Below are 20,222 nucleotides of genomic sequence, written 5' to 3'. Positions count from 1 at the left end.
ATGACAAAGAGCAATTTTCATAACAGCCGCTCGTCGTTTGATCTGAACGGTAAAAAGTACAACTACTACCGCATTGGAGCGATTGAAGACGCAGGCATTGCAAAGGTCTCACGATTGCCTTACTCGATCAAAGTACTGTTAGAATCTGTCCTGCGCCAGCATGACGGATATGTCATCCAAGACAATCATGTAAACAACCTGGCAAAATGGGGCAAGGACGCGGATGCGGATGCGGAAGTACCCTTCAAACCTTCCCGCGTAATCTTGCAAGACTTCACAGGTGTTCCTGTTGTTGTCGATTTGGCATCTCTCCGTTCTGCAATGGCAGAAATGGGTGGAGATCCAGATAAGATTAACCCGGAAATTCCCGTAGACCTTGTCATTGACCACTCGGTTCAAGTTGACAGCTACGGCACTTCAGATGCACTTCAGAAAAATATGGAACTCGAGTTTGAGCGTAATGCTGAGCGTTACCAGTTCTTGAGCTGGGCACAAAAAGCATACGACAACTATCGTGCAGTTCCGCCAGCAACTGGTATCGTTCACCAGGTAAACCTTGAGTACTTGGCAAGTGTTGTCCATGCAATCGAAAACGAAGATGGGTCATTCGAAGCGTATCCAGATACGTTAGTCGGAACAGACTCTCACACAACAATGATTAACGGAATCGGCGTACTCGGATGGGGCGTTGGCGGAATTGAAGCTGAAGCAGGAATGCTTGGACAGCCTTCTTACTTCCCAATTCCACAAGTTATCGGTGTGAAGCTGACAGGTGAACTTCCAAACGGAACAACTGCAACTGACCTTGCACTAAAAGTGACGCAAACATTGCGTGCACACGGTGTAGTTGGCAAATTCGTCGAGTTCTTCGGACCAGGCGTTCCACAATTGCCGCTTGCTGACCGTGCAACAATTGCGAACATGGCACCTGAGTACGGCGCAACATGCGGTTTCTTCCCAGTAGACGAAGAGTCACTAAACTACATGCGTTTGACTGGCCGCGACTCAGAACATATCGATGTCGTGAAAAAGTACTTGCAAGAAAACGACATGTTCTTCACGACAGACAAAGAAGATCCAATTTACACAGAGTGTATCGAAATCGATTTAACTCAAGTAGAAGCAAACCTTGCTGGACCGAAACGTCCGCAAGATATGATTCCACTTTCAGATATGAAGCGTGAATTCAATGATGCAGTTGTCGCACCTGAAGGCAACCAAGGATTCGGACTTACGCCGAAAGAGATGAAGAAGAGCGGTACAATCAAGTTCGCAAACGGTACGGAAATGGAGATGAAAACAGGCGATCTAGCGATTGCAGCAATCACTTCATGTACGAATACATCGAACCCATACGTAATGCTCGGTGCCGGCCTCGTTGCTAAAAAAGCAGTTGAGCTTGGACTAACACCGCCTGCATATGTGAAAACTTCACTCGCACCTGGTTCAAAAGTTGTTACAGGATACCTACAAGACTCTGGTCTTGATAAGTACCTCGACCAAATCGGATTCAACACAGTTGGATACGGATGTACAACATGTATCGGTAACTCCGGTCCATTGCTTCCGGAAATCGAGAAAACAATCGGCGACAACGACTTGCTCGTTTCATCCGTTCTCTCCGGTAACCGTAACTTTGAAGGACGTATTCACCCGTTCGTAAAAGCGAACTACTTGGCTTCACCGCCACTAGTTGTTGCATATGCACTCGCTGGAACAGTGGATATCGACTTCAAAAAAGAACCTATCGGTAAATCTAAAGATGGCAAAGATGTATTCTTCAAGGACATCTGGCCTTCAACTGAAGAAGTAAAGGCAATGATCGAAAAAACGGTCACTCCTGAACTCTTCCGTAAAGAATACGCACGCGTCTTCACTGAAAACGAAGCGTGGAACGCAATCGAAACTACGGATGATGCATTGTATGATTTCGATGAGAACTCAACATATATTCAAAACCCGCCATTCTTCGAAGGTCTTTCAAAAGAGCCAGAAGACATCGGTGCATTAAAAGACTTGCGCGTTGTTGGTAAATTTGGCGACTCCATTACGACGGACCACATTTCACCGGCAGGAGCAATCGGCAAAGACACACCAGCAGGCATCTACTTGCGTGAAAACGGCGTAGAGCCTCGTTACTTCAACTCATACGGTTCACGCCGCGGTAACCACGAAGTAATGATGCGCGGTACATTTGCAAACATCCGTATCCGTAACCAAATCGCAAAAGGCACAGAAGGCGGTTACACAACTTACTGGCCAAACAAAGAAATCATGCCAATCTATGACGCATGCATGAAGTACCAGCAAGATGGTACAGGTCTTGCAGTCATCGCTGGTAAAGATTACGGAATGGGCTCTTCACGTGACTGGGCTGCGAAGGGTACATCTCTTCTAGGCATTAAAACAGTTATCGCAGAAAGCTACGAGCGGATTCACCGTTCTAACCTTGTGATGATGGGTGTGCTTCCACTTCAGTTCGTTAACGGACAAAGTGCAGCATCTCTTGGTTTAACAGGAGAAGAAGCAATCAGCGTCAACATCGCAGAAGGCGTTAAGCCACGCGACATCTTGAAAGTGACTGCAACTGCTGCAGATGGCACTATAACGGAATTCGATGCGCTCGCGCGTTTCGATTCAGAAGTCGAAATCGACTACTACCGTCACGGCGGCATTCTTCAGATGGTACTTCGCGACAAGATGAAAGGCTGATCATCATCGATATTTTCCCCTTACTGACTCAGGTCAGTAAGGGGTTTTTTAGAATCTTGATGCCTGATTTTTTTGTCGGACTTTTGTATACTTGGCTATATAGAAGAGGTGACGTTAAATGTTTGTCAGTGAAAAGGAAATTGAAATTCGATATGCAGAGACCGACCAAATGGGCGTCGTATACCATGCAAATTACTTAGTATGGATGGAGATTGGCCGAACGAAGCTGATTGAGGACCTAGGATTTACTTATGCGGGTCTGGAAGCGGATGGGTATTTATCACCCGTCACAGATCTATCCATCAAGTACAAAGCCGCTATGCGGTATGGCGGGACCGCCACTGTTCGTACATGGATTGAATCCCATGGCAAATTACGCACGACATATGGCTATGAAATCCTGCACCCAGACGGCACGGTGGCAGCGACCGCAATTTCGGAACATGTTGTGGTACGAAAAGACACCTTCCGACCCGTTTCGCTGCGAAAAATAGACCCCGTATGGGATGCAAAGTATGCCGAAATCGCAAAAAGAGTCGATTAATTAAAGAAAAAGGCTTCCTGGAGTGCTCAGGGAGCCTTTTTGTATGCACACGTGGCGGCAGGGAAGCATGAAGTGATCATAACTTACAGATTTCGCTCATAAAACTGGAAATGTGATCATAAACTTGTGATTTTGCTCATAAACCTCGAAATGTGATCATAAGTCAGGGATTCCGCTCATAAACTCCGGGATGTGATCATAAGCCAGGGATTCCGCTCATAAACTTCAAAATGTGATCATAAGCCAGGGATTCCGCTCATAAACTTCGGAATATGATCATAAGCCAGGGATTCCGCTCATAAACTTCAAAATGTGATCATAAGTCTGTGGATCCGCTCATAAACTTCAAAATATGATCATAAGCCAGGGATTTCGCTCATAAACCTCGAAATCTGATCATAACACCGTAATCTCCGCTCATAAATCCCCAAAATGTAATCACATCCCAGCCATACAAAAAAACACACCCCGAAAACCCAATTCGAGGTGTGTAATCCGTAAACAAATGCCCTATCCAGGCCAACAAGAACATATGTACGAACTATCAAAATATGTTATACTTAAGCATGTACTAGAATAGCACGAGCTCATAGGCGGTTCGCAGATCTGCAATCCCATTTTCCTGAAAGAACGTATCAGGGAACGGGAGGAGGTGATGCGTATGACACCATTTGAAGCACTGAGTCTCATGATCGGCTTTGGAAGCCTGATCGTGGCCATTCTTGCTTTGTCATATACTTTTTCAAGAAAAAAGTAAACCGCCCATGAGCCTCCAAGCAATGGAGCGGTTTACTTCGCACTGTGCGATTCGCCTTTGAAGCGAACGCTATTCTATTACAAGGCCGAGAAGATCATCACATCTTCTTGGTCTTTTTACAATATCCATTTTTCATGACTATTATACCAAAAGAAGAATTATCTGTCTAGTTAGGGGCTGCTGTAAAACCCGCCAACTCACTCCGGCTTTACATAGTCATACTGCAATTCTTCAAGGTCACGATTCATACCGACCTGCAAATCATGCCCGTCAAAATACCAGAGATCACGAGATTCCACGTAGTAGCGGACGCCGTCCAAAACGGTTTCTACTGCGACTTCATCCGGCTGTTCACGAATCACGCCTAAGGAAAACCCTTCATGCAGCGGGCTGCTGCCGCCATATCTTGCGAAAAATCGTATGGAATCTCCAGCTTCAACATCCATTTCTTCAATAAACCACTGAGCTGCTTCGTTTGAAATGCGTATATCCATAGTTGAAACCCGCCTTCCTGGAATGCCTTAAATTATATTACAACCACTTCACTTTTGGCTCAGTTCCTGCTTTGATACGTGCAATATTGGCTCGGTGACGATAAAAAATGAATGCTCCCATTAAAAAGATGACCAATGCCAAGTAGAAATCCCCTGTTATGAAATAGTAAATGATTCCATAGATAACGCCCATTACTGCGACAATCATGGATGTCAGGGAAACCATCTTGGTAATTTTCAATGCGAGTAAGAACGTGAGTATAACCAGCGCAAAGATCGGCCAGCTGTAACCAAGCAGCACACCGCCTGAAGTCGCAACGGCTTTACCGCCTTTAAACTTTGCAAAAACAGGGAACATATGACCGACGACTGCAACTACACCAACGACTAACGGATGAATGTGCGTATCAGCAAAATAAGGGAGAGATGCTAGAAGTACAGCAGCTGTTCCTTTTAAAATATCAAACACAGTGACGGCAATTCCGGCTTTCTTGCCAAGAACACGAAACGTATTGGTTGCTCCCATATTTCCGCTGCCATGTTCTCGTATATCTGTTTTAAAAAACAGTTTTCCAATCCAAAGCGCCGACGGGAGAGAACCCATTAAGTATGCGAGTACCAGTAATAAAATGATTTCCATGACATGCCCCTTCGTGAAAAAATATGTATCCCTTTCATTTTAGCAGAACCGGCACTGAACAACAATTACCGATAAATCCTATTAGGCCGGTCATTGCAATAAAAGAGTTTCTTCTATACAATTATTTAAGCAAAGCGCCGACGTGTCTTGTTGACATGAAAAATTTGGCGACGTATCATTAGATAAATAAGAACATTTGTTTGATGGAGGTTTCATCTTGACGAAACAAAAAGAATTGAATGTGTATAATGATGATTCAATCCAAGTGCTTGAAGGCTTGGAAGCGGTACGCAAACGACCGGGAATGTATATCGGTTCAACGGATGCAAGAGGATTGCATCACCTTGTATTCGAAATTGTCGATAACGCGGTCGATGAAGCACTTAGTGGATTCGGATCTGAAATAAATGTCACGATCCACTCTGATAACAGCATCAGCGTCCGGGATTTCGGACGTGGCATGCCAACGGGTACCCATAAAACGGGAAGACCTACAACAGAAATCATATTGACTGTCCTTCACGCTGGGGGAAAGTTCGGCCAAGGCGGCTATAAAACGAGTGGCGGACTTCACGGTGTTGGAGCTTCCGTTGTAAATGCGCTTTCTGAATGGTTAGATGTCATCATTCACCGGGACGGACAGATCTTCAAACAACGATTCGAACACGGAGGAAAACCCGCGACAGGACTTGAAGTTATCGGGAAAACGAAGGAAACCGGAACCATGATTCACTTCAAACCCGATCCTGCGATTTTTTCTGCGACTAAATATCAATATGATATTCTCGCAGAACGGTTGCGAGAGTCCGCATTCTTGTTAAAAGGACTCAAAATCGTCCTGTCAGAAGAGAGTACGGAAAAGACCGAGACCTTTCATTACGAAACTGGGATTAAAGCTTTTGTCTCGTATTTGAACGAAGAAAAAGACACACTTCATGAAGTCGCTTATCTCGAAGGAGAGACAGACGGCATTGAAGTGGAATTTGCGTTCCAGTTTAACGATGGTTATTCAGAGACGATCCTTTCGTTTGTCAACAATGTCCGTACAAAAGATGGCGGAACACACGAAACCGGTGCAAAGACAGCCATGACCCGCGTATTCAATGAATATGCGAGGAAAACAGGTTTATTAAAAGAAAAAGATAAAAATTTGGATGGCTCAGATATCCGGGAAGGTATCGCAGCCATTGTTTCTGTGCGGATTCCGGAAGAGATTTTACAGTTTGAAGGACAGACAAAAGGCAAGCTCGGGACAAGCGAAGCTCGAACGGTAACCGATGCTGTCATTTCACAGCATTTGCTGTATTTCTTAGAAGAAAACGCAGAGTTGAGCGCGAACTTGATCCGCAAGGCTGTACGTGCGCACCAGGCACGCGAGGCTGCTCGTAAAGCGCGGGAAGATGCACGTTCAGGCAAGAAGCGGAAGAAAGGCGATACACTCCTTTCCGGCAAGCTGACGCCTGCTCAATCAAGAAATGCGAAAAAGAATGAATTGTACTTGGTCGAGGGTGATTCCGCTGGCGGCTCTGCAAAGCAAGGACGGGACCGCACATTCCAAGCGATCTTGCCGCTGCGCGGTAAAGTCATCAATACGGAAAAAGCGAAGCTCGAAGACATTATGAAAAATGAGGAAATCAATACAATCATCCATGCCATTGGTGCGGGTGTTGGTGCTGACTTCACAATCGAAGACGCGGCTTACGACAAAGTCATTATTATGACCGATGCGGATACAGACGGCGCGCACATCCAAGTACTGCTGTTGACGTTCTTCTACCGCTATATGAAACCGCTGATTGAGGCGGGTAAGGTATTTATTGCGCTGCCGCCGCTTTATAAGGTGTCAAAAGGAATCGGTAAAAAAGAAAAAGTTGAGTATGCATGGACAGAACGTGACCTTGGCGCTGCGACGAACAAAATCGGTAAAGGCTATATGCTTCAGCGCTATAAAGGACTAGGGGAGATGAACGCAGGACAGTTATGGGATACGACCATGAATCCTGATACACGGACACTCATCCGAGTTACGATTGAAGATGGTGCCCAGTCTGAACGAAGAGTAACAACATTGATGGGAGACAAAGTTGAACCCCGACGCCGTTGGATTGAAAGCAATGTTGACTTCAGCCTGGAAGAAGGAAGCACCATATTAGAAAACGAATTCCTGCATGTTGAGGAGGAAGTGGAATGACCGCAACAGAACGCTTTCAGGACCTCCCGTTAGAGGAAGTCATCGGTGATCGGTTTGGCCGATACAGTAAATATATAATTCAAGATCGCGCATTACCTGATGCACGGGATGGATTGAAGCCCGTACAGCGACGTATTTTGTACGCTATGTACAATGAAGGCAATACCCACGAAAAGGCGTTCCGTAAATCCGCTAAAACGGTTGGTAACGTAATCGGTAACTACCATCCACACGGAGATACCTCCGTATACGAAGCGATGGTACGGATGAGTCAGGACTGGAAATTGCGTCATATGATGATCGAAATGCACGGTAACAACGGTTCAGTTGACGGCGATTCTGCCGCTGCGATGCGTTATACAGAAGCGCGACTGTCATCGATTGCAGGTGAAATGCTGCGGGATCTCAACAAAGAGACTGTAGATTTCATCCCGAACTTTGATGATACAGAGCCCGAGCCGACAGTTTTACCGGCACGTTTTCCGAATTTAATTGTCAATGGATCGACAGGGATTTCTGCAGGATATGCAACGGACATCCCGCCCCACGCGCTGCATGAAGCAATTGATGCAGTACTTATGCGAATGGATAATCCAGAAGCTACAGTAGATGAACTGATGACTGTCCTAAAAGGTCCTGATTTTCCGACTGGCGGGATTATCCAAGGTACGGATGGCATCAAAGCTGCATATGAAACAGGAAAAGGACGGGTCATTGTCCGTTCCAAAACTGAAATAGAACAGTTGAAAGCCGGTAAATCTCAGATTGTCATCACAGAAATCCCTTATGACGTCAACAAAGCCAATCTTGTGAAAAAGATGGATGAACTGCGCGTTGATCGCAAGCTTGACGGAATTGCCGAAGTACGGGACGAATCGGATCGTACTGGACTCCGTATTGTGATTGAACTTAAGAAAGACATTGATGGCGAGCCGATTTTGAAATACATGCTGAAGAACTCCGACCTCCAAGTCGCATATAACTTCAATATGGTCGCAATATCGGATAGACGTCCCAAGCTGATGTCTTTAGCTATGCTTCTAGATGCTTATATCGAGCATCAGAAAGAAGTCGTCACTCGCCGTTCTGAGTACGATGTGCGCAAAGCTCAAGATCGCCTGCATATCGTAGAAGGTTTGATGAAAGCTTTATCTATTTTGGATGACGTCATTCAGACAATCCGCAGCTCGAATGACAAACGTGACGCAAAGAACAATTTGATCACTCGATTTGAATTCTCAGAGATTCAAGCCGAAGCGATTGTCTCCTTGCAGCTTTATCGTCTGACGAATACAGATATTACAGAGTTGAAACAGGAACAAGACGAATTGCGCAAGCTGGTTGAAAATCTGAATGCGATTTTAAACAGTCCAGCTAAGCTGTCCCGTTTGATTCAGAAAGAATTACACGATGTCCGCAAGCGTTTCGCAGAACCTCGAAATTCTGTCATCGAAGAGAAGATTGAAGAATTGAAAGTTGATCTTGATATACTGGTTCCGAGTGAAGAAGTAGTCGTATCTGTTACAAAAGAAGGCTATGTGAAGCGGACAGGATTGCGTTCTTATGGAGCATCTAATGGTGCAGGAATGACGATGAAAGAGTCCGACTATCCTATACTTGAGCGGACGATGAATACACAGCATCACTTGCTGCTGTTCACGTCACTTGGGAACTATATTTATCAGCCAGTTCATGAGTTGCCAGATATTAAATGGAGGGACCTTGGGCAGCATATTTCAAGTATTGTATCGCTCGAGCCAAGTGAATCGATTGTGGCGGCGATTGGCCTTGAACAATTCGATGACATTCACTCCATATTGACGGTGACAGCTAATGGATTTGTGAAACTATCAAAATTAGCTGACTTCCACGTTCAGCGCTATGGACGTGCGTACAAAGGCATGAACGTTAAAAAAGGCGACAGATTACTAGATGCCCGCCTTGTAAAAGGCAGTGAAGATGCAGTCCTGGTGACGCATCAGGCATACATTTTACGTTTTCCGCTCAGTGATGTCGGTACGACTGGCGTCCGAACAGGCGGAGTGAAAGGGATCAACTTAAAACCGGAAGACCAAGTCGTGTCCATGCAAGTCATTACAGACAGTTCGGCATCGATTGTCGTTGCAACACAGCGAGGTACCGTAAAACGCACAGCATTGAAAGAAATTGAAGTCGGTTCACGTGCTCAACGCGGATTAATGATTTTAAAAGAGCTTAAGAAGAATCCATATCGGGTGATTGGTGCTCAAATCACGGGACCTTCTGAAAAACTCATTCTAACAACAGTTAAAGATGTTAAAACTGAAATTGAGCCGAATAGCCTTAGATTATCAGATCGCCAAGCAAACGGCAGCGCACTTTCAGATGAAGCGAAAAACGGGGCAGCGAGCCGGTTGTACTATGAACCTACCGCAAAAACCGATAAGCCCGCATCTAAATAACAAGCAAACGATTAAAAGCACACGAGATTGTGAGAATTCTCGTGTGCTTTTTGCGTTTCTATCGTATACTAATTCGGAAAGCGAATTATTTAGCGGGAAAGTGGGAGGGTGTATGTGGAAAAATCGCAATGTTTGGATCATTCTATCCGGTGAATTAATTGCAGGTATCGGGCTTTGGACCGGTATCATCGGAAATTTGGAGTTTATGCAAGAAAAAATCCCTTCTGACTTTGTCAAAGCCATGATTCTATCAGTTGGGCTCTTGGCGGGAATACTCGTAGGTCCCTTAGCAGGTAAGATCATTGATCAACAAGCAAAGAAGCGCATATTAGTTCTAGCAGGAGCAGGACGTCTCATCAGTGTTGTCTTCATGCTCATCGCAATTGCTACAGGATCTGTGTGGTGGATGATTGCATTTGTTGTCAGCATTCAACTCGCAGCAACGTTTTACTTCCCAGCGTTACAGGCGGCCATTCCGCTCGTTGTGAAAGACGATGACCTGTTGACAATGAATGGGATGCACATGAACGTAGCGACCATCGCACGGGTGTCAGGGACAGCATTAGCAGGCGTTATCTTGGTCTACTGGTCATTATCGTCACTATATTGGATATCCATCATTGCCTATGGGCTGTTGCTCATCTTCACATTCATGCTGCGTATTGATGAAGGGGAGGGGACAGAGGCTGCTGTTAAGGCAGAAGGCGCTAAAGGCGGATTCATGGAAGTATTTCCAGTACTAAAAGCATATCCTGCAGTCGGAATGACGCTGGTAATGACATTAATACCGTTATTATTTTTGGGATCCTTTAATTTAATTGTCATCAATATTAGTGAAATTCAAGATTCAGCTTCTATAAAAGGACTGATTTACACGTGTGAAGGAATCGCATTCATGATTGGGTCGTTTGCCGTTAAAAGAATCGCATTGAAATGGCGAACCACAATGATCTTATTTTTCTTTGCAAGTATGGTAGCCGTTGCAGAATTCTTATTATTCTTCGCACAAAGCCAAATAGCAACGCTGGCAGCATTTACCGTCCTAGGATTCAGTTTAGGTTGTTTTTTCCCAACAGCTATGGTAATTTTCCAAAAACAGATGCCGAAAGCGTACCACGGAAGATTTTTCTCATTCCGGAATATGTTAGAAAGAGTCGTGTTCCAAGTCGTTTTACTGGCGACCGGGGCGTTCCTGGATATAGTCGGGTTACAAGTAATGGTCATCGTATTTGGAGTGATCAGCATCAGTATGACAACCGTATTTTTCTTGCAAATGAAACAGCGTAAGATTCAATTGGAAGAGCCAGTAATTGCAGAGTCAATAATTCCAGTGAAAAGTATTTAAGTACACGTTAACTAAATAGAAACCACAATAAAACGCGACTTTAGCAAAAAAAGTCGCGTTTTAACAATTCTTTAGAAATAACTCGATTTCGCTGTTTTATCTCACTATCCTAAGTATACTTATTAACGAAACGCAGCTTCCTATAATATATATTATGACGGGGGCGTCAAAGGAAAGCAACTTTTATTCAATCCGATATCTATATTGCCCCGCTTTTGCACGCTCCGCATCTATAAACTGCACTCCATACTCAATCACGTCATTTATGTACAACTTATGATCACTCGCTAATGCTCTAACACTTTCCAGCAGCTGTTTATCATACGTTGTCTTATATTGAATCCGGTCTTTCGGGCGCGTATCTTTATTGAAAGTAATTGCGTCTTGCTGCAATACGACTTTCATGCCGTCTTCAAGCAAGTAGTTCACAAATGTTCCATTCTGATCTGCTAGCTGTTTCAGCTGATCTAAGATCTCTTTGCTAATCGAAGTTCTGAATTTCACACGTGTCTCATCTGAAGTTTGTCTCAGCATTCCATTGTCATTGACCCACATACGTTCAACAACTCCTTAATCATTAGTAAAACCGGCAGATCTTAACGCTCCGCCGGCTGTTCGCATCTCTGTTCGCATACCCGTGAAAACGGCACTTCCAGCATCAAAATTCCTTTTTGAACACAATACTCACTTTGCTGTAGTCCATTTTCTCTTCATAAAAGTGATGAGCAGTCGTACGCTGTAACCCGGAAGACAACGCAATTGACTCGTAATTATGTTTTTTGCCCCATTGCTCAACATGTGTCAGCAGCTTATCTCCATAGCCCTTAGACCGTGCTGATTTGTCCGTTACTAAGTCACACACCCATAACGAGCGGCCATAGTAAAGCGTAATCATCGGTTTAAAGCCGATGACTGCTTTCAAAACGTCGCCATCGCGTAATCCAAGCAGTTGGTATCGTTCTTTTGCTCCAGACTCATACACAAGTTCCAAATACTCTTCCTGATTTAAATGGGTACGGAGCTGATTCATAATCGGAAAAGCTTCAACTAATTCTTCTTCGGTCGTCAGTGGAACAATTGTAATGTCGTCCATAGGAATCGCCTCCGAAATCCCGTCACTTAGTACACAGGGATTTCTTTCATTGTTCCACGACTCTCATTGACAATCAAGCCCTTTTTCAAATGAAGCACCCGATCGCCCAACTTTTCAGCCTCGGATCGGCTGTGTGTCACAATCAAGAACGGGATTTTCCATAATTCATGCAATCGGAGCAGTTCATTTTGACACTCTTCTCTCGTGTCTTCATCCAAAGCGGATAAGGGTTCATCCAATAGAAGCAAATCAGGCTCTGTGGCAAGCGCACGAGCAAGAGCAACCCGCTGTTTTTCTCCGCCAGAAATCTGGTGAGGATACTTGTTCAGCAAATGGCTGATGCCAAGCACAGCCAGTAATTGTTCGATGATAAATCCCGTATTCTCGGTCGTCTGCTTGTGGATTCCATAGTAGATATTGCGCTCCACGGTCATATGCGGAAACAGCGCGTAATCTTGGAATAAGTATCCGATATTACGGGACCGTGCAGGCAGTGAATTCTTCTTGCCATCAAAGTAGCTTTTGCCTTTCAGCGTGATGGTCCCGCTATCAGGTTCAGTTAATCCGGCAAGCACTTGCAAAATTGTTGTTTTCCCTGCACCTGATGACCCCGCAAGAACGATAATTTCATCATGTGCTTGAAAACTGACATCCAGCTCAAAGTGATCAAGCCGTTTCCTAATCGATACGTCTAACATCGAAACACCCCCCCTAACGTTTTTCAGAAGCGAATCGTCTTAAGTTGCGCTTGCTCCACCAGTTTAACCAAAGAATTGTACTGAATCCCAGTGCTGTAATGATAACGACCCAAAATGTTGCTTTCTCCATCTTCCCCGCTTCCACAGCAAAGTATATCGCCATAGGAATCGTGTCGGTCTTTCCAGGTATGTATCCAGCAAGCATCAGCGTAGCCCCGAATTCTCCAAGCCCCCTGGCAAATGACAGGACAAGCCCCGCAAGCAGGCCGGGCCATGCAAGCGGAAACGTAATCGTCCTGAAAACCCGCCACTCAGAAGCACCCATTGTACGCGCTGCATCCCCTAACCTATTGTCTAAACCGTCAAAGGCCGCAGCTGCACTTTGATACATAAGAGGAAAACTGACGACTACAGATGCAATAACTGCAGCCGTCCAAGTAAATACAATTTGGATATCGAAAGTTTCCAGCAGCCAGCTGCCGATCCAGCCTTTCTTGCCAAATAGAATCAGCAGCCCGAAACCTACGACAGTCGGCGGCAGCACCAGCGGCAGAAGAAATAGCGATTCAAAAATCGTCTTCCCGAAAAATTGCCGTTTTGTAAACAAGTGAGCTAAAAACACGCCTAGAACAAACACAATAGCGGTGGAGATGACCGCTACTTTAACAGAAAGCAATAAAGGACTTAAATCCACATCGTCCACCTCTCTTTCTTACTTAAATCCGTACTTAGCAAGCGTTTCTTGACCTTGCTCACTCAGTAAAGCTGCGAAAAATTGCTGGGCCTCGTCAGCGTGCTTGGAATCTTTCAAGACTGCACCTGGATACACAATTGGCTCATGCCAGCTGGGATCGGCTTCTGCGAGTACTTTCACTTTATCAGAAATGAAGGCATCACTCGAATAGACAACCCCGTAGTCCGCATTTCCCAGTTCGACTTGTGTTAGCACTTGTCTTACATCTGAAGCAAGAACGAGCTTATCCTGCAGCGGCTCCCAAAGTTTCAGATGTTCAAATACCTCTTTTGTATATCGGCCGACAGGAACACTTTCAGGTTCACCAATGACGAAATGATCTATTTCAGCCGCATCAATGTCATCAAAACTCGTTAGGGTTGAATCTGAATCTTCATTTGCAATCAAAACCAGCACATTTCTCGTAAAATCTTTTCGTGTGGATGCATCTAGTAACTCTTTGTCTTCAAGCGCATCCATATCTTTTTTACTCGCAGACAAAAATACGTCAGCAGGGGCTCCATTTTCAATAGACGTCGCAAGCTTACCAGAACCGCCATACATGAACGTCAACTCTACGTTCTCATGTTCTTTTTCATAGGTTTTCTTGAAGTCATCCAACGCATCTGTCAAGCTGGCTGCCGCAGAAATGTGCAGTTCCACTTTTTCTGCAGTATTGGTTCCATTCCCTTCAGACGCTGTTTTCTCCTTTGAACACCCTGCCAGCAATAGCAACATAACTGCCAACACAAATACAATACTCCTTTTACTCAAATCAATCTCCCCTTCCCTATTTATACTTAATTATAACTACCTATAACTAGTTATAACATAAGGGAACTCTCTTTATCTATATATAATTAAATAATTCTAACTATTACTCCTTGTAACTTGTTATGTCTATTGCAATAATTCTAAAAATAAGAGAAGATAGAAGAAAGAATGGAGGTATTTACGTTGAATGCACAGGATAAAGCATCGTATACGACTGAAAATCTCGCTGACCTGCTTCAAGTATCAAAGCTAACCGTGTATGACCTTATAAAAAAAGGTGAAATCGTTGCCTACCGGGTTGGTAGACAAATGAGGATTGACGCAACTGACTTCGAAGCGTATAAAGACCGTATGAAAGGCGGTGCAGACCGCTCGGCGGCAGAAGCTCCTCCATTACAAAAAAATGAACCCGTTGCTCCAACTGTCTTGGAGAAACAATCGCTCCCTCCTCTTACTCCGCCGCGTGCAATGCAGCACGTAATCATTAGCGGACAAGATGTTACACTCGATTTGCTGGCAAACGCAATTTCTGATGCAGCCAGTAACTTTCGGACTCTCAGATCCCACAGCGGGAGTTTGAATAGTTTACTGGCACTCGTTCAAGGCGAAGCGGATATTGTAAGTACTCATCTCTTTGATGGAGACACGGGTTCTTATAACCTCCCCTACATTCGCCGTATACTCATCGGACGTGACTATACGGTAGTCAATTTACTCTCCCGATCAGCAGGTTTCTATGTTCAGCCTGGAAATCCGAAAAGTATTACAAGCTGGCGTGATTTAAACCGCAACGATGTTCGAATGGTTAATCGTGAACTGGGTTCAGGGATCCGAGTGTTAACAGATGAGAGACTGCGATTAGAGGGTGTCCTTCCAAAAACAATAACGGGTTATGAAAACATTGAAACAACCCACTTAGCAGTAGCTAGTAAAGTGGCTGCAGGAGAAGCAGATATTGGTGTCGGGATTGAAAAGAATGCACAGTTAGTGAATGTCGATTATATCCCTATGACTGAAGAACAATATGACTTAGTGATGATCAAGCGTGAAGACAACAAAGCATTACGTGAAACGGTTTTGACCATCCTGCAATCTGAATCATTCAAGAAAGAACTCTCGACGATAAAAGGGTATGATTTCTCCCGAATCGGACGCATCGTATACGATACACCATAAGGCACTCTTCCCTTTGGAAAGAGTGCGTTTTTTTCACAACAGCTTTACATAATACGATTATGATAAAACCGTGAACAAAAAAACAGCCTTGCCTATTAGCAAGACTGCTCTCTCCTATTTCTCATCTTCATAATTCGGTCGCTCATAGTGCATCCGGACATCTACTTCGTATTTATTATAACGAACCTTCAGCAGCTGGAACAAATGTGTTGTGAAAACTTTGAGTAACGCATAACCGGGTATCCCTAAAATAACTCCCGCCACTCCAAATAACGAACCTGCCGTTAACAGGACGAAAATTATCGTGATTGGATGAATATGAAGCGACTTCCCCATGATTTGAGGTGAAATAAATTTTCCTTCCACCAGCTGAACCACAGTCCAGACAATTGCCAGCTTCACAAGCATAAAAGGAGACGTGACAATCGCAATAATAATTGCCGGTGTAATTGCAATGACAGGACCGAGATATGGAACCACACTTGTAAACATGGCAAGCACACCGAGCAATACCGCATATTTCATATCAATGATTAAGAAACCAATCGTTACCATCGTACCGATGCACATCGCTACCAAGATCTGGCCTTGGATGTATGCGCTGATTTGATGATCAGCATTTCCTAAAATAGACTGAGCATCATCACGCATTCTCGGAGGTAATAGCTTCATAACGTAGCTTGGAAGTTTATCACCATCCTTTAAGAGATAAAACAGAATGAATGGAACGGTAACGATGGAAAGAATAATTCCCGTCAATGCAGAGATGAAAGTGGTTAAACCAGAAGCGATGCCGCCAAGAGCATCAGCAATCATCTGTCCGATATTTTCAAGGCCGGAATCCAATAACTCTGCCGCATTAATATCCAGCTGTTTATAGTAAGGCGCGAATAAAGAGTTGCTGAAAAAAGAATCCAGCGTAAGAATCAGCTGATTGAAGGTTGTCGGAAATTCTTCGACCAGCTTCCAAAACTGTATTTTCAAAAAGGGTAAGACAAGAAATACGAGCAGCGTAATGAGTCCAATCGCAGTCAGGAAAATAATTGCAATCCCCCATACTTTAGGGACTTTTATTCTTTCAAGAAGATGCAAAAGCGGACGCAATAAGTAATAAAGAATCGTTGCTAAAATAATCGGCAGCACTACTGTTGAAAAAAGAACTTTGATCGGATAAAAAATGAACGAGACTTTATCAAAAATCATCACGTTCACTCCAACTAGCAGCAGCACGATTAAAATGAAGAGTGTGGTCTTGCCTCCTAGGAACCGGATAATACGATTCTTAACAGGGATCCCATATTCTTCGTCTGGCTCTTCAATTTTTTGCACTTCTTTCTTTTCTGCCAAATCCCCCACTCCTTCAATAAGATGTTTTCCTATTAATTAGAAATGAATGAACGAATTGCTTCGCGGTTTTTGTCTAGATTCACTTCTATCACTGATCCTGCATGTGAGTAATCGGCAAACGAATACGAACCCTTTACGGGAATGGTCAGCGTTTCAATTTCTGCCCCGCCTTTCACCAAAAGACTTGTCAAACGTGAAAGTTCTTCTTTAGAAGAAAGATCCGTTTCCACAGTTTGCGAAATCACACCGGCAATTTTTGGTGCACGGACCAGCATACCTGGCGTCATTGCCTGCTTCTTAACAGCCGACAGGACTTCTTGCTGACGGCTGACCCGTCCAAAATCGCCTTCAGCATCTGCACGGAAACGAGCATAACCCAATAACTCTTTTCCATTTAGCTTTTGCAGACCTGGCATCAAAGTGACTCCGATTTTCTCAGACATCTCTTTTTTCACATTCATTTCCACTCCGTCAGGAAATGCGGTGTCTGCGATCGTTTCAAAATTGTCAAAGTCGACGATGGCATAATGATGAATCGGTAGGTTGAACATACCTGTAATCGTATCCTTTGCACTTTGAACACCGCCTAAATAATAAGCTGTGTTCAGTTTGTACGATTTGTATCCCGGTATATCTGCATAGATGTCACGCATGAATGATACAAGTTTCATGGTCTTCGCTTGTTTATCCCAAGAGAGGACCATCATCGTGTCTGTCCGCGATTTCCCGCTTCCATCATCATCGACTCCGAGTAATAAAAAGTTCTCAACAGACGATGCCGAAGGATCGAGCATATCCCCTTCGAAGCTGCCTGGCTCTATTGCGTTTTTAGAAACGGCTCGTTTGCCTGCTATATATTGATAAGATGAAAAAAGTCCTATTGCGACAAATCCAGCTAAAAAAAGAGTAACGAGGACTCTGCCTTTCCGCAATCTGCGTCGTCTCCGCCTTTTCGGGACAGGACCTTCATAGTGTTCTGACATTTTAGTATTCCCCCAATAGTGAAGTCACAAAACAGGACGTTCTCTTGAGTCGTTGGTTGCATGCTGAAACACTATTATATCATGCTCGAACACTGGACACCTAAAGAGTGAACGTCTAAGATATAAGAACGTAGTGAATGGAAAGAAGGTAGAGATGATGGAGCAACTCGAAAAAGCAATTTTAGCTGGAGGCTGTTTTTGGTGTATGGTCAAGCCGTTTACAGAATGGGACGGGATTCATAGTGTCGTATCCGGGTATATGGGCGGATCTATTGAAAACCCGACATACGAGCAAGTCAAAGAAGGCAATTCGGGACATCTGGAAGTGGTCGAAATCACATTCGACCCTGCAGTTTACCCATATGAAGACTTATTGGCACTCTATTGGCCGCAAATAGATCCTACGGATGCTGGAGGACAGTTTCAGGACCGGGGGCATTCGTATACCACAGCTATCTTCTATACAAACGAACAGCAGCGGCTGGCTGCCGAGAAATCTAAAAACGAACTGGCTGCTAGCGGCAGATTCACAAAGCCCATCGTAACGGTAATCCGCCCAGCTGAAACGTTCTATCTAGCTGAAGATTACCACCAAGACTTTTATAAAAAAGAACAAGCTGCATATGAAGAAGACCGGGCACAATCAGGACGTGACGAATTCATTCAAGCGAATTGGGAAGACCACAAGTGATGTGGTCTTTTTTTATACGGATAAAATGTCTCCCTATTTGAAGCTTCTCTTAGATCCGGATTCGGCTTTATAAAACAACGTAAATCTCTCAGTTTTTGTCGAAAGCCGGAGCTGTTTTCTTGATAATACTAGAAACGGTGTGTATAATTATAAGTTATTATTCAAGTTAGATAATAAAAACTATTCTAAAAGGACGTGCCTTGATTGAGTAAGATGACAAAAGATGATATTCGAAATTACGCCAAAAACGAGAATGTGAATTTCATCCGACTCCAAATTACTGACATTCTCGGAATGATCAAGAGCGTAGAAATCCCTGTTACTCAGCTTGAAAAAGCTCTTGATAACAAAATGATGTTTGACGGATCTTCTATCGAAGGATTTACACGAATCGAAGAATCGGATATGTATTTGATTCCTGATTTGGATACGTGGATGGTCTTTCCATGGCCTTCCGGTACTGGAAAAGTAGCTCGCCTTATCTGTGATGTCGCCCAAGCTGATGGATCTCCCTTCCCTGGCGATCCACGAGGGAATTTAAAACGAATTCTAAAAGAAATGGAAGATATGGGCTTCTCGGACTTTAACTTAGGGCCAGAACCTGAGTTTTTCTTATTTAAATTGGACCGCCACGGGGAACCGACCATGCACTTGAACGACCAAGGAGACTATTTCGACTTTGCGCCTTTAGATTTAGGCGAAAATTGCAGACGGGATATCGTCTTGCAGCTCGAAGAACTTGGTTTTGAAGTGGAAGCTTCCCACCATGAGTCAGCACCCGGTCAACACGAGATCGATTTCAAATATGCTGACGCTTTAAGAGCTTGTGACAATATCCAAACGTTTAAACTAGTCGTAAAAACAATCGCGCGGGAACACGGTTTCCATGCTACTTTTATGCCGAAGCCAATCTTTGGTGTGAATGGCTCCGGGATGCATTGTAATATTTCTCTATTTAAAGGCGAAAAAAATGCATTTTACGATGAACATGGAGAACGAAAGCTTAGTGAAACTGCGTATCAGTTCATGGCAGGTGTGCTAAAGCATGTAAGAGGATTCACATCGATCACCAATCCTACTGTCAATTCTTACAAAAGACTCGTTCCAGGTTTCGAAGCTCCTTGCTACGTTGCGTGGTCTGCACAAAATAGAAGCCCGGCAATCCGGATTCCAGCTTCCCGCGGATTGAGTACGCGAATCGAGGTGCGATCCGTCGATTCGGTAGCGAACCCTTACTTGGCCCTATCCGCTATTCTAAAAGCCGGATTAAGCGGTATCGAACAGAAACTGAATCCAGGAGACCCGTGTGACTGCAACATTTATGAAATGAGTGTACAGGAACTCGATGAATTAGGAATCGAAACGTTGCCTACGGATCTCGATCATGCGTTGATTGCGTTAGATAAAGACCCCGTGATGCAAGAAGCGTTAGGGAAACACATCTATACAAACTTCAGGGAAGTAAAACAAAAAGAGTGGGACAGTTACCGGATCACCGTACATCCATGGGAAATCGATCAGTATCGACGAATCTATTAATGACTGTACGATCATCTTTTTATAACAACGAGAAACCCGCACACCCAATGAATCTTGAGTGTGC

The 20,222-nt window shown here is 44.1% G+C and carries 18 protein-coding genes; 9 read left to right on the top strand and 9 right to left on the bottom strand.

Annotated features, from left to right (window positions below; translation table 11 throughout):
* From acnA to PGH26_RS07245, 3 genes are all read left to right on the top strand, one after another.
* On the top strand, window positions 1–2,712 hold the full coding sequence (acnA, locus tag PGH26_RS07255) for an aconitate hydratase AcnA (RefSeq protein WP_323693323.1): 2,712 nt from the start codon (window positions 1–3) through the stop codon (window positions 2,710–2,712).
* 118 nt (window positions 2,713–2,830) lie between these two features.
* Window positions 2,831–3,256 carry an acyl-CoA thioesterase gene (locus PGH26_RS07250; RefSeq protein WP_323693322.1) on the top strand — a complete coding sequence of 142 codons (426 nt, stop codon included), beginning with the start codon at window positions 2,831–2,833 and terminating at the stop codon, window positions 3,254–3,256.
* 661 nt (window positions 3,257–3,917) lie between these two features.
* Entirely contained in the window at window positions 3,918–4,013 is a 96-nt protein-coding gene (locus PGH26_RS07245) for a putative holin-like toxin (protein WP_231567266.1), read from the top strand.
* Between the two features lie 197 nt (window positions 4,014–4,210).
* Here PGH26_RS07245 and PGH26_RS07240 read toward each other — a convergent pair whose 3' ends face one another.
* Window positions 4,211–4,507, bottom strand: coding sequence for a HesB/YadR/YfhF family protein (locus tag PGH26_RS07240; RefSeq protein ID WP_323693321.1), 297 nt, complete (start codon window positions 4,505–4,507; stop codon window positions 4,211–4,213).
* Between the two features lie 37 nt (window positions 4,508–4,544).
* The gene (plsY, locus tag PGH26_RS07235) at window positions 4,545–5,147 is read right to left on the bottom strand and encodes a glycerol-3-phosphate 1-O-acyltransferase PlsY (RefSeq protein ID WP_323693320.1); all 603 of its coding nucleotides are present in this window, start codon (window positions 5,145–5,147) and stop codon (window positions 4,545–4,547) included.
* A 217-nt stretch (window positions 5,148–5,364) separates the two neighbouring features.
* Between plsY and parE the strand changes: the two genes are divergently transcribed.
* The 3 genes from parE (at window position 5,365) to PGH26_RS07220 (ending at window position 11,124) form a co-directional block, all read left to right on the top strand.
* Complete coding sequence (gene parE / locus PGH26_RS07230; RefSeq protein ID WP_323693319.1) at window positions 5,365–7,338, top strand: DNA topoisomerase IV subunit B; 1,974 nt, start codon at window positions 5,365–5,367, stop codon at window positions 7,336–7,338.
* Window positions 7,335–9,779 (top strand): DNA topoisomerase IV subunit A, encoded by a 2,445-nt coding sequence (parC, locus tag PGH26_RS07225; RefSeq protein WP_323693318.1) that lies wholly within the window; start codon window positions 7,335–7,337, stop codon window positions 9,777–9,779. The genes parE and parC overlap by 4 nt, the downstream gene beginning before the upstream one ends.
* Before the next feature lie 112 nt (window positions 9,780–9,891).
* Window positions 9,892–11,124, top strand: coding sequence for an MFS transporter (locus PGH26_RS07220; RefSeq protein ID WP_323693317.1), 1,233 nt, complete (start codon window positions 9,892–9,894; stop codon window positions 11,122–11,124).
* A gap of 183 nt (window positions 11,125–11,307) precedes the next feature.
* Here the strand turns inward: PGH26_RS07220 and PGH26_RS07215 are convergent, their stop codons facing one another.
* From PGH26_RS07215 to modA, 5 genes are all read right to left on the bottom strand, one after another.
* Entirely contained in the window at window positions 11,308–11,679 is a 372-nt protein-coding gene (locus PGH26_RS07215; protein WP_323693316.1) for an rRNA methyltransferase, read from the bottom strand.
* A gap of 103 nt (window positions 11,680–11,782) precedes the next feature.
* Window positions 11,783–12,217 carry a GNAT family N-acetyltransferase gene (locus tag PGH26_RS07210; RefSeq protein WP_323693315.1) on the bottom strand — a complete coding sequence of 145 codons (435 nt, stop codon included), beginning with the start codon at window positions 12,215–12,217 and terminating at the stop codon, window positions 11,783–11,785.
* A gap of 26 nt (window positions 12,218–12,243) precedes the next feature.
* A complete protein-coding gene (locus PGH26_RS07205; RefSeq protein WP_323693314.1) occupies window positions 12,244–12,915 on the bottom strand; it encodes an ATP-binding cassette domain-containing protein in 672 nt (223 codons plus the stop codon).
* A 13-nt stretch (window positions 12,916–12,928) separates the two neighbouring features.
* Window positions 12,929–13,618, bottom strand: coding sequence for a molybdate ABC transporter permease subunit (modB, locus tag PGH26_RS07200; protein WP_323693313.1), 690 nt, complete (start codon window positions 13,616–13,618; stop codon window positions 12,929–12,931).
* Between the two features lie 9 nt (window positions 13,619–13,627).
* Window positions 13,628–14,422: a molybdate ABC transporter substrate-binding protein gene (modA, locus tag PGH26_RS07195; protein ID WP_323693312.1), complete on the bottom strand. Its 795-nt coding sequence runs from the start codon at window positions 14,420–14,422 to the stop codon at window positions 13,628–13,630.
* A 183-nt stretch (window positions 14,423–14,605) separates the two neighbouring features.
* Here modA and PGH26_RS07190 point away from each other — a divergent pair, with 183 nt between their 5' ends.
* A complete protein-coding gene (locus PGH26_RS07190; protein WP_323693311.1) occupies window positions 14,606–15,598 on the top strand; it encodes a substrate-binding domain-containing protein in 993 nt (330 codons plus the stop codon).
* 114 nt (window positions 15,599–15,712) lie between these two features.
* Here PGH26_RS07190 and PGH26_RS07185 read toward each other — a convergent pair whose 3' ends face one another.
* The gene (locus PGH26_RS07185) at window positions 15,713–16,945 is read right to left on the bottom strand and encodes an AI-2E family transporter (protein ID WP_431312521.1); all 1,233 of its coding nucleotides are present in this window, start codon (window positions 16,943–16,945) and stop codon (window positions 15,713–15,715) included.
* 32 nt (window positions 16,946–16,977) lie between these two features.
* Window positions 16,978–17,928: an LCP family protein gene (locus PGH26_RS07180; protein ID WP_323693310.1), complete on the bottom strand. Its 951-nt coding sequence runs from the start codon at window positions 17,926–17,928 to the stop codon at window positions 16,978–16,980.
* 154 nt (window positions 17,929–18,082) lie between these two features.
* Between PGH26_RS07180 and msrA the strand changes: the two genes are divergently transcribed.
* Together msrA and glnA are read left to right on the top strand one after the other, a co-directional pair.
* Window positions 18,083–18,619 (top strand): peptide-methionine (S)-S-oxide reductase MsrA, encoded by a 537-nt coding sequence (gene msrA / locus PGH26_RS07175; protein ID WP_323693309.1) that lies wholly within the window; start codon window positions 18,083–18,085, stop codon window positions 18,617–18,619.
* A 204-nt stretch (window positions 18,620–18,823) separates the two neighbouring features.
* On the top strand, window positions 18,824–20,158 hold the full coding sequence (gene glnA, locus PGH26_RS07170; protein WP_323693308.1) for a type I glutamate--ammonia ligase: 1,335 nt from the start codon (window positions 18,824–18,826) through the stop codon (window positions 20,156–20,158).
* Window positions 20,159–20,222: the final 64 nt, after the last annotated feature.

The organism is Sporosarcina jeotgali (genome assembly GCF_033304595.1).
Taxonomy (GTDB): Bacteria; Bacillota; Bacilli; order Bacillales_A; family Planococcaceae; genus Sporosarcina; species Sporosarcina jeotgali.
The sequence above is the reverse complement of the archived record's forward strand: the minus strand, read 5'-3'. Positions and strand labels throughout refer to the sequence as shown.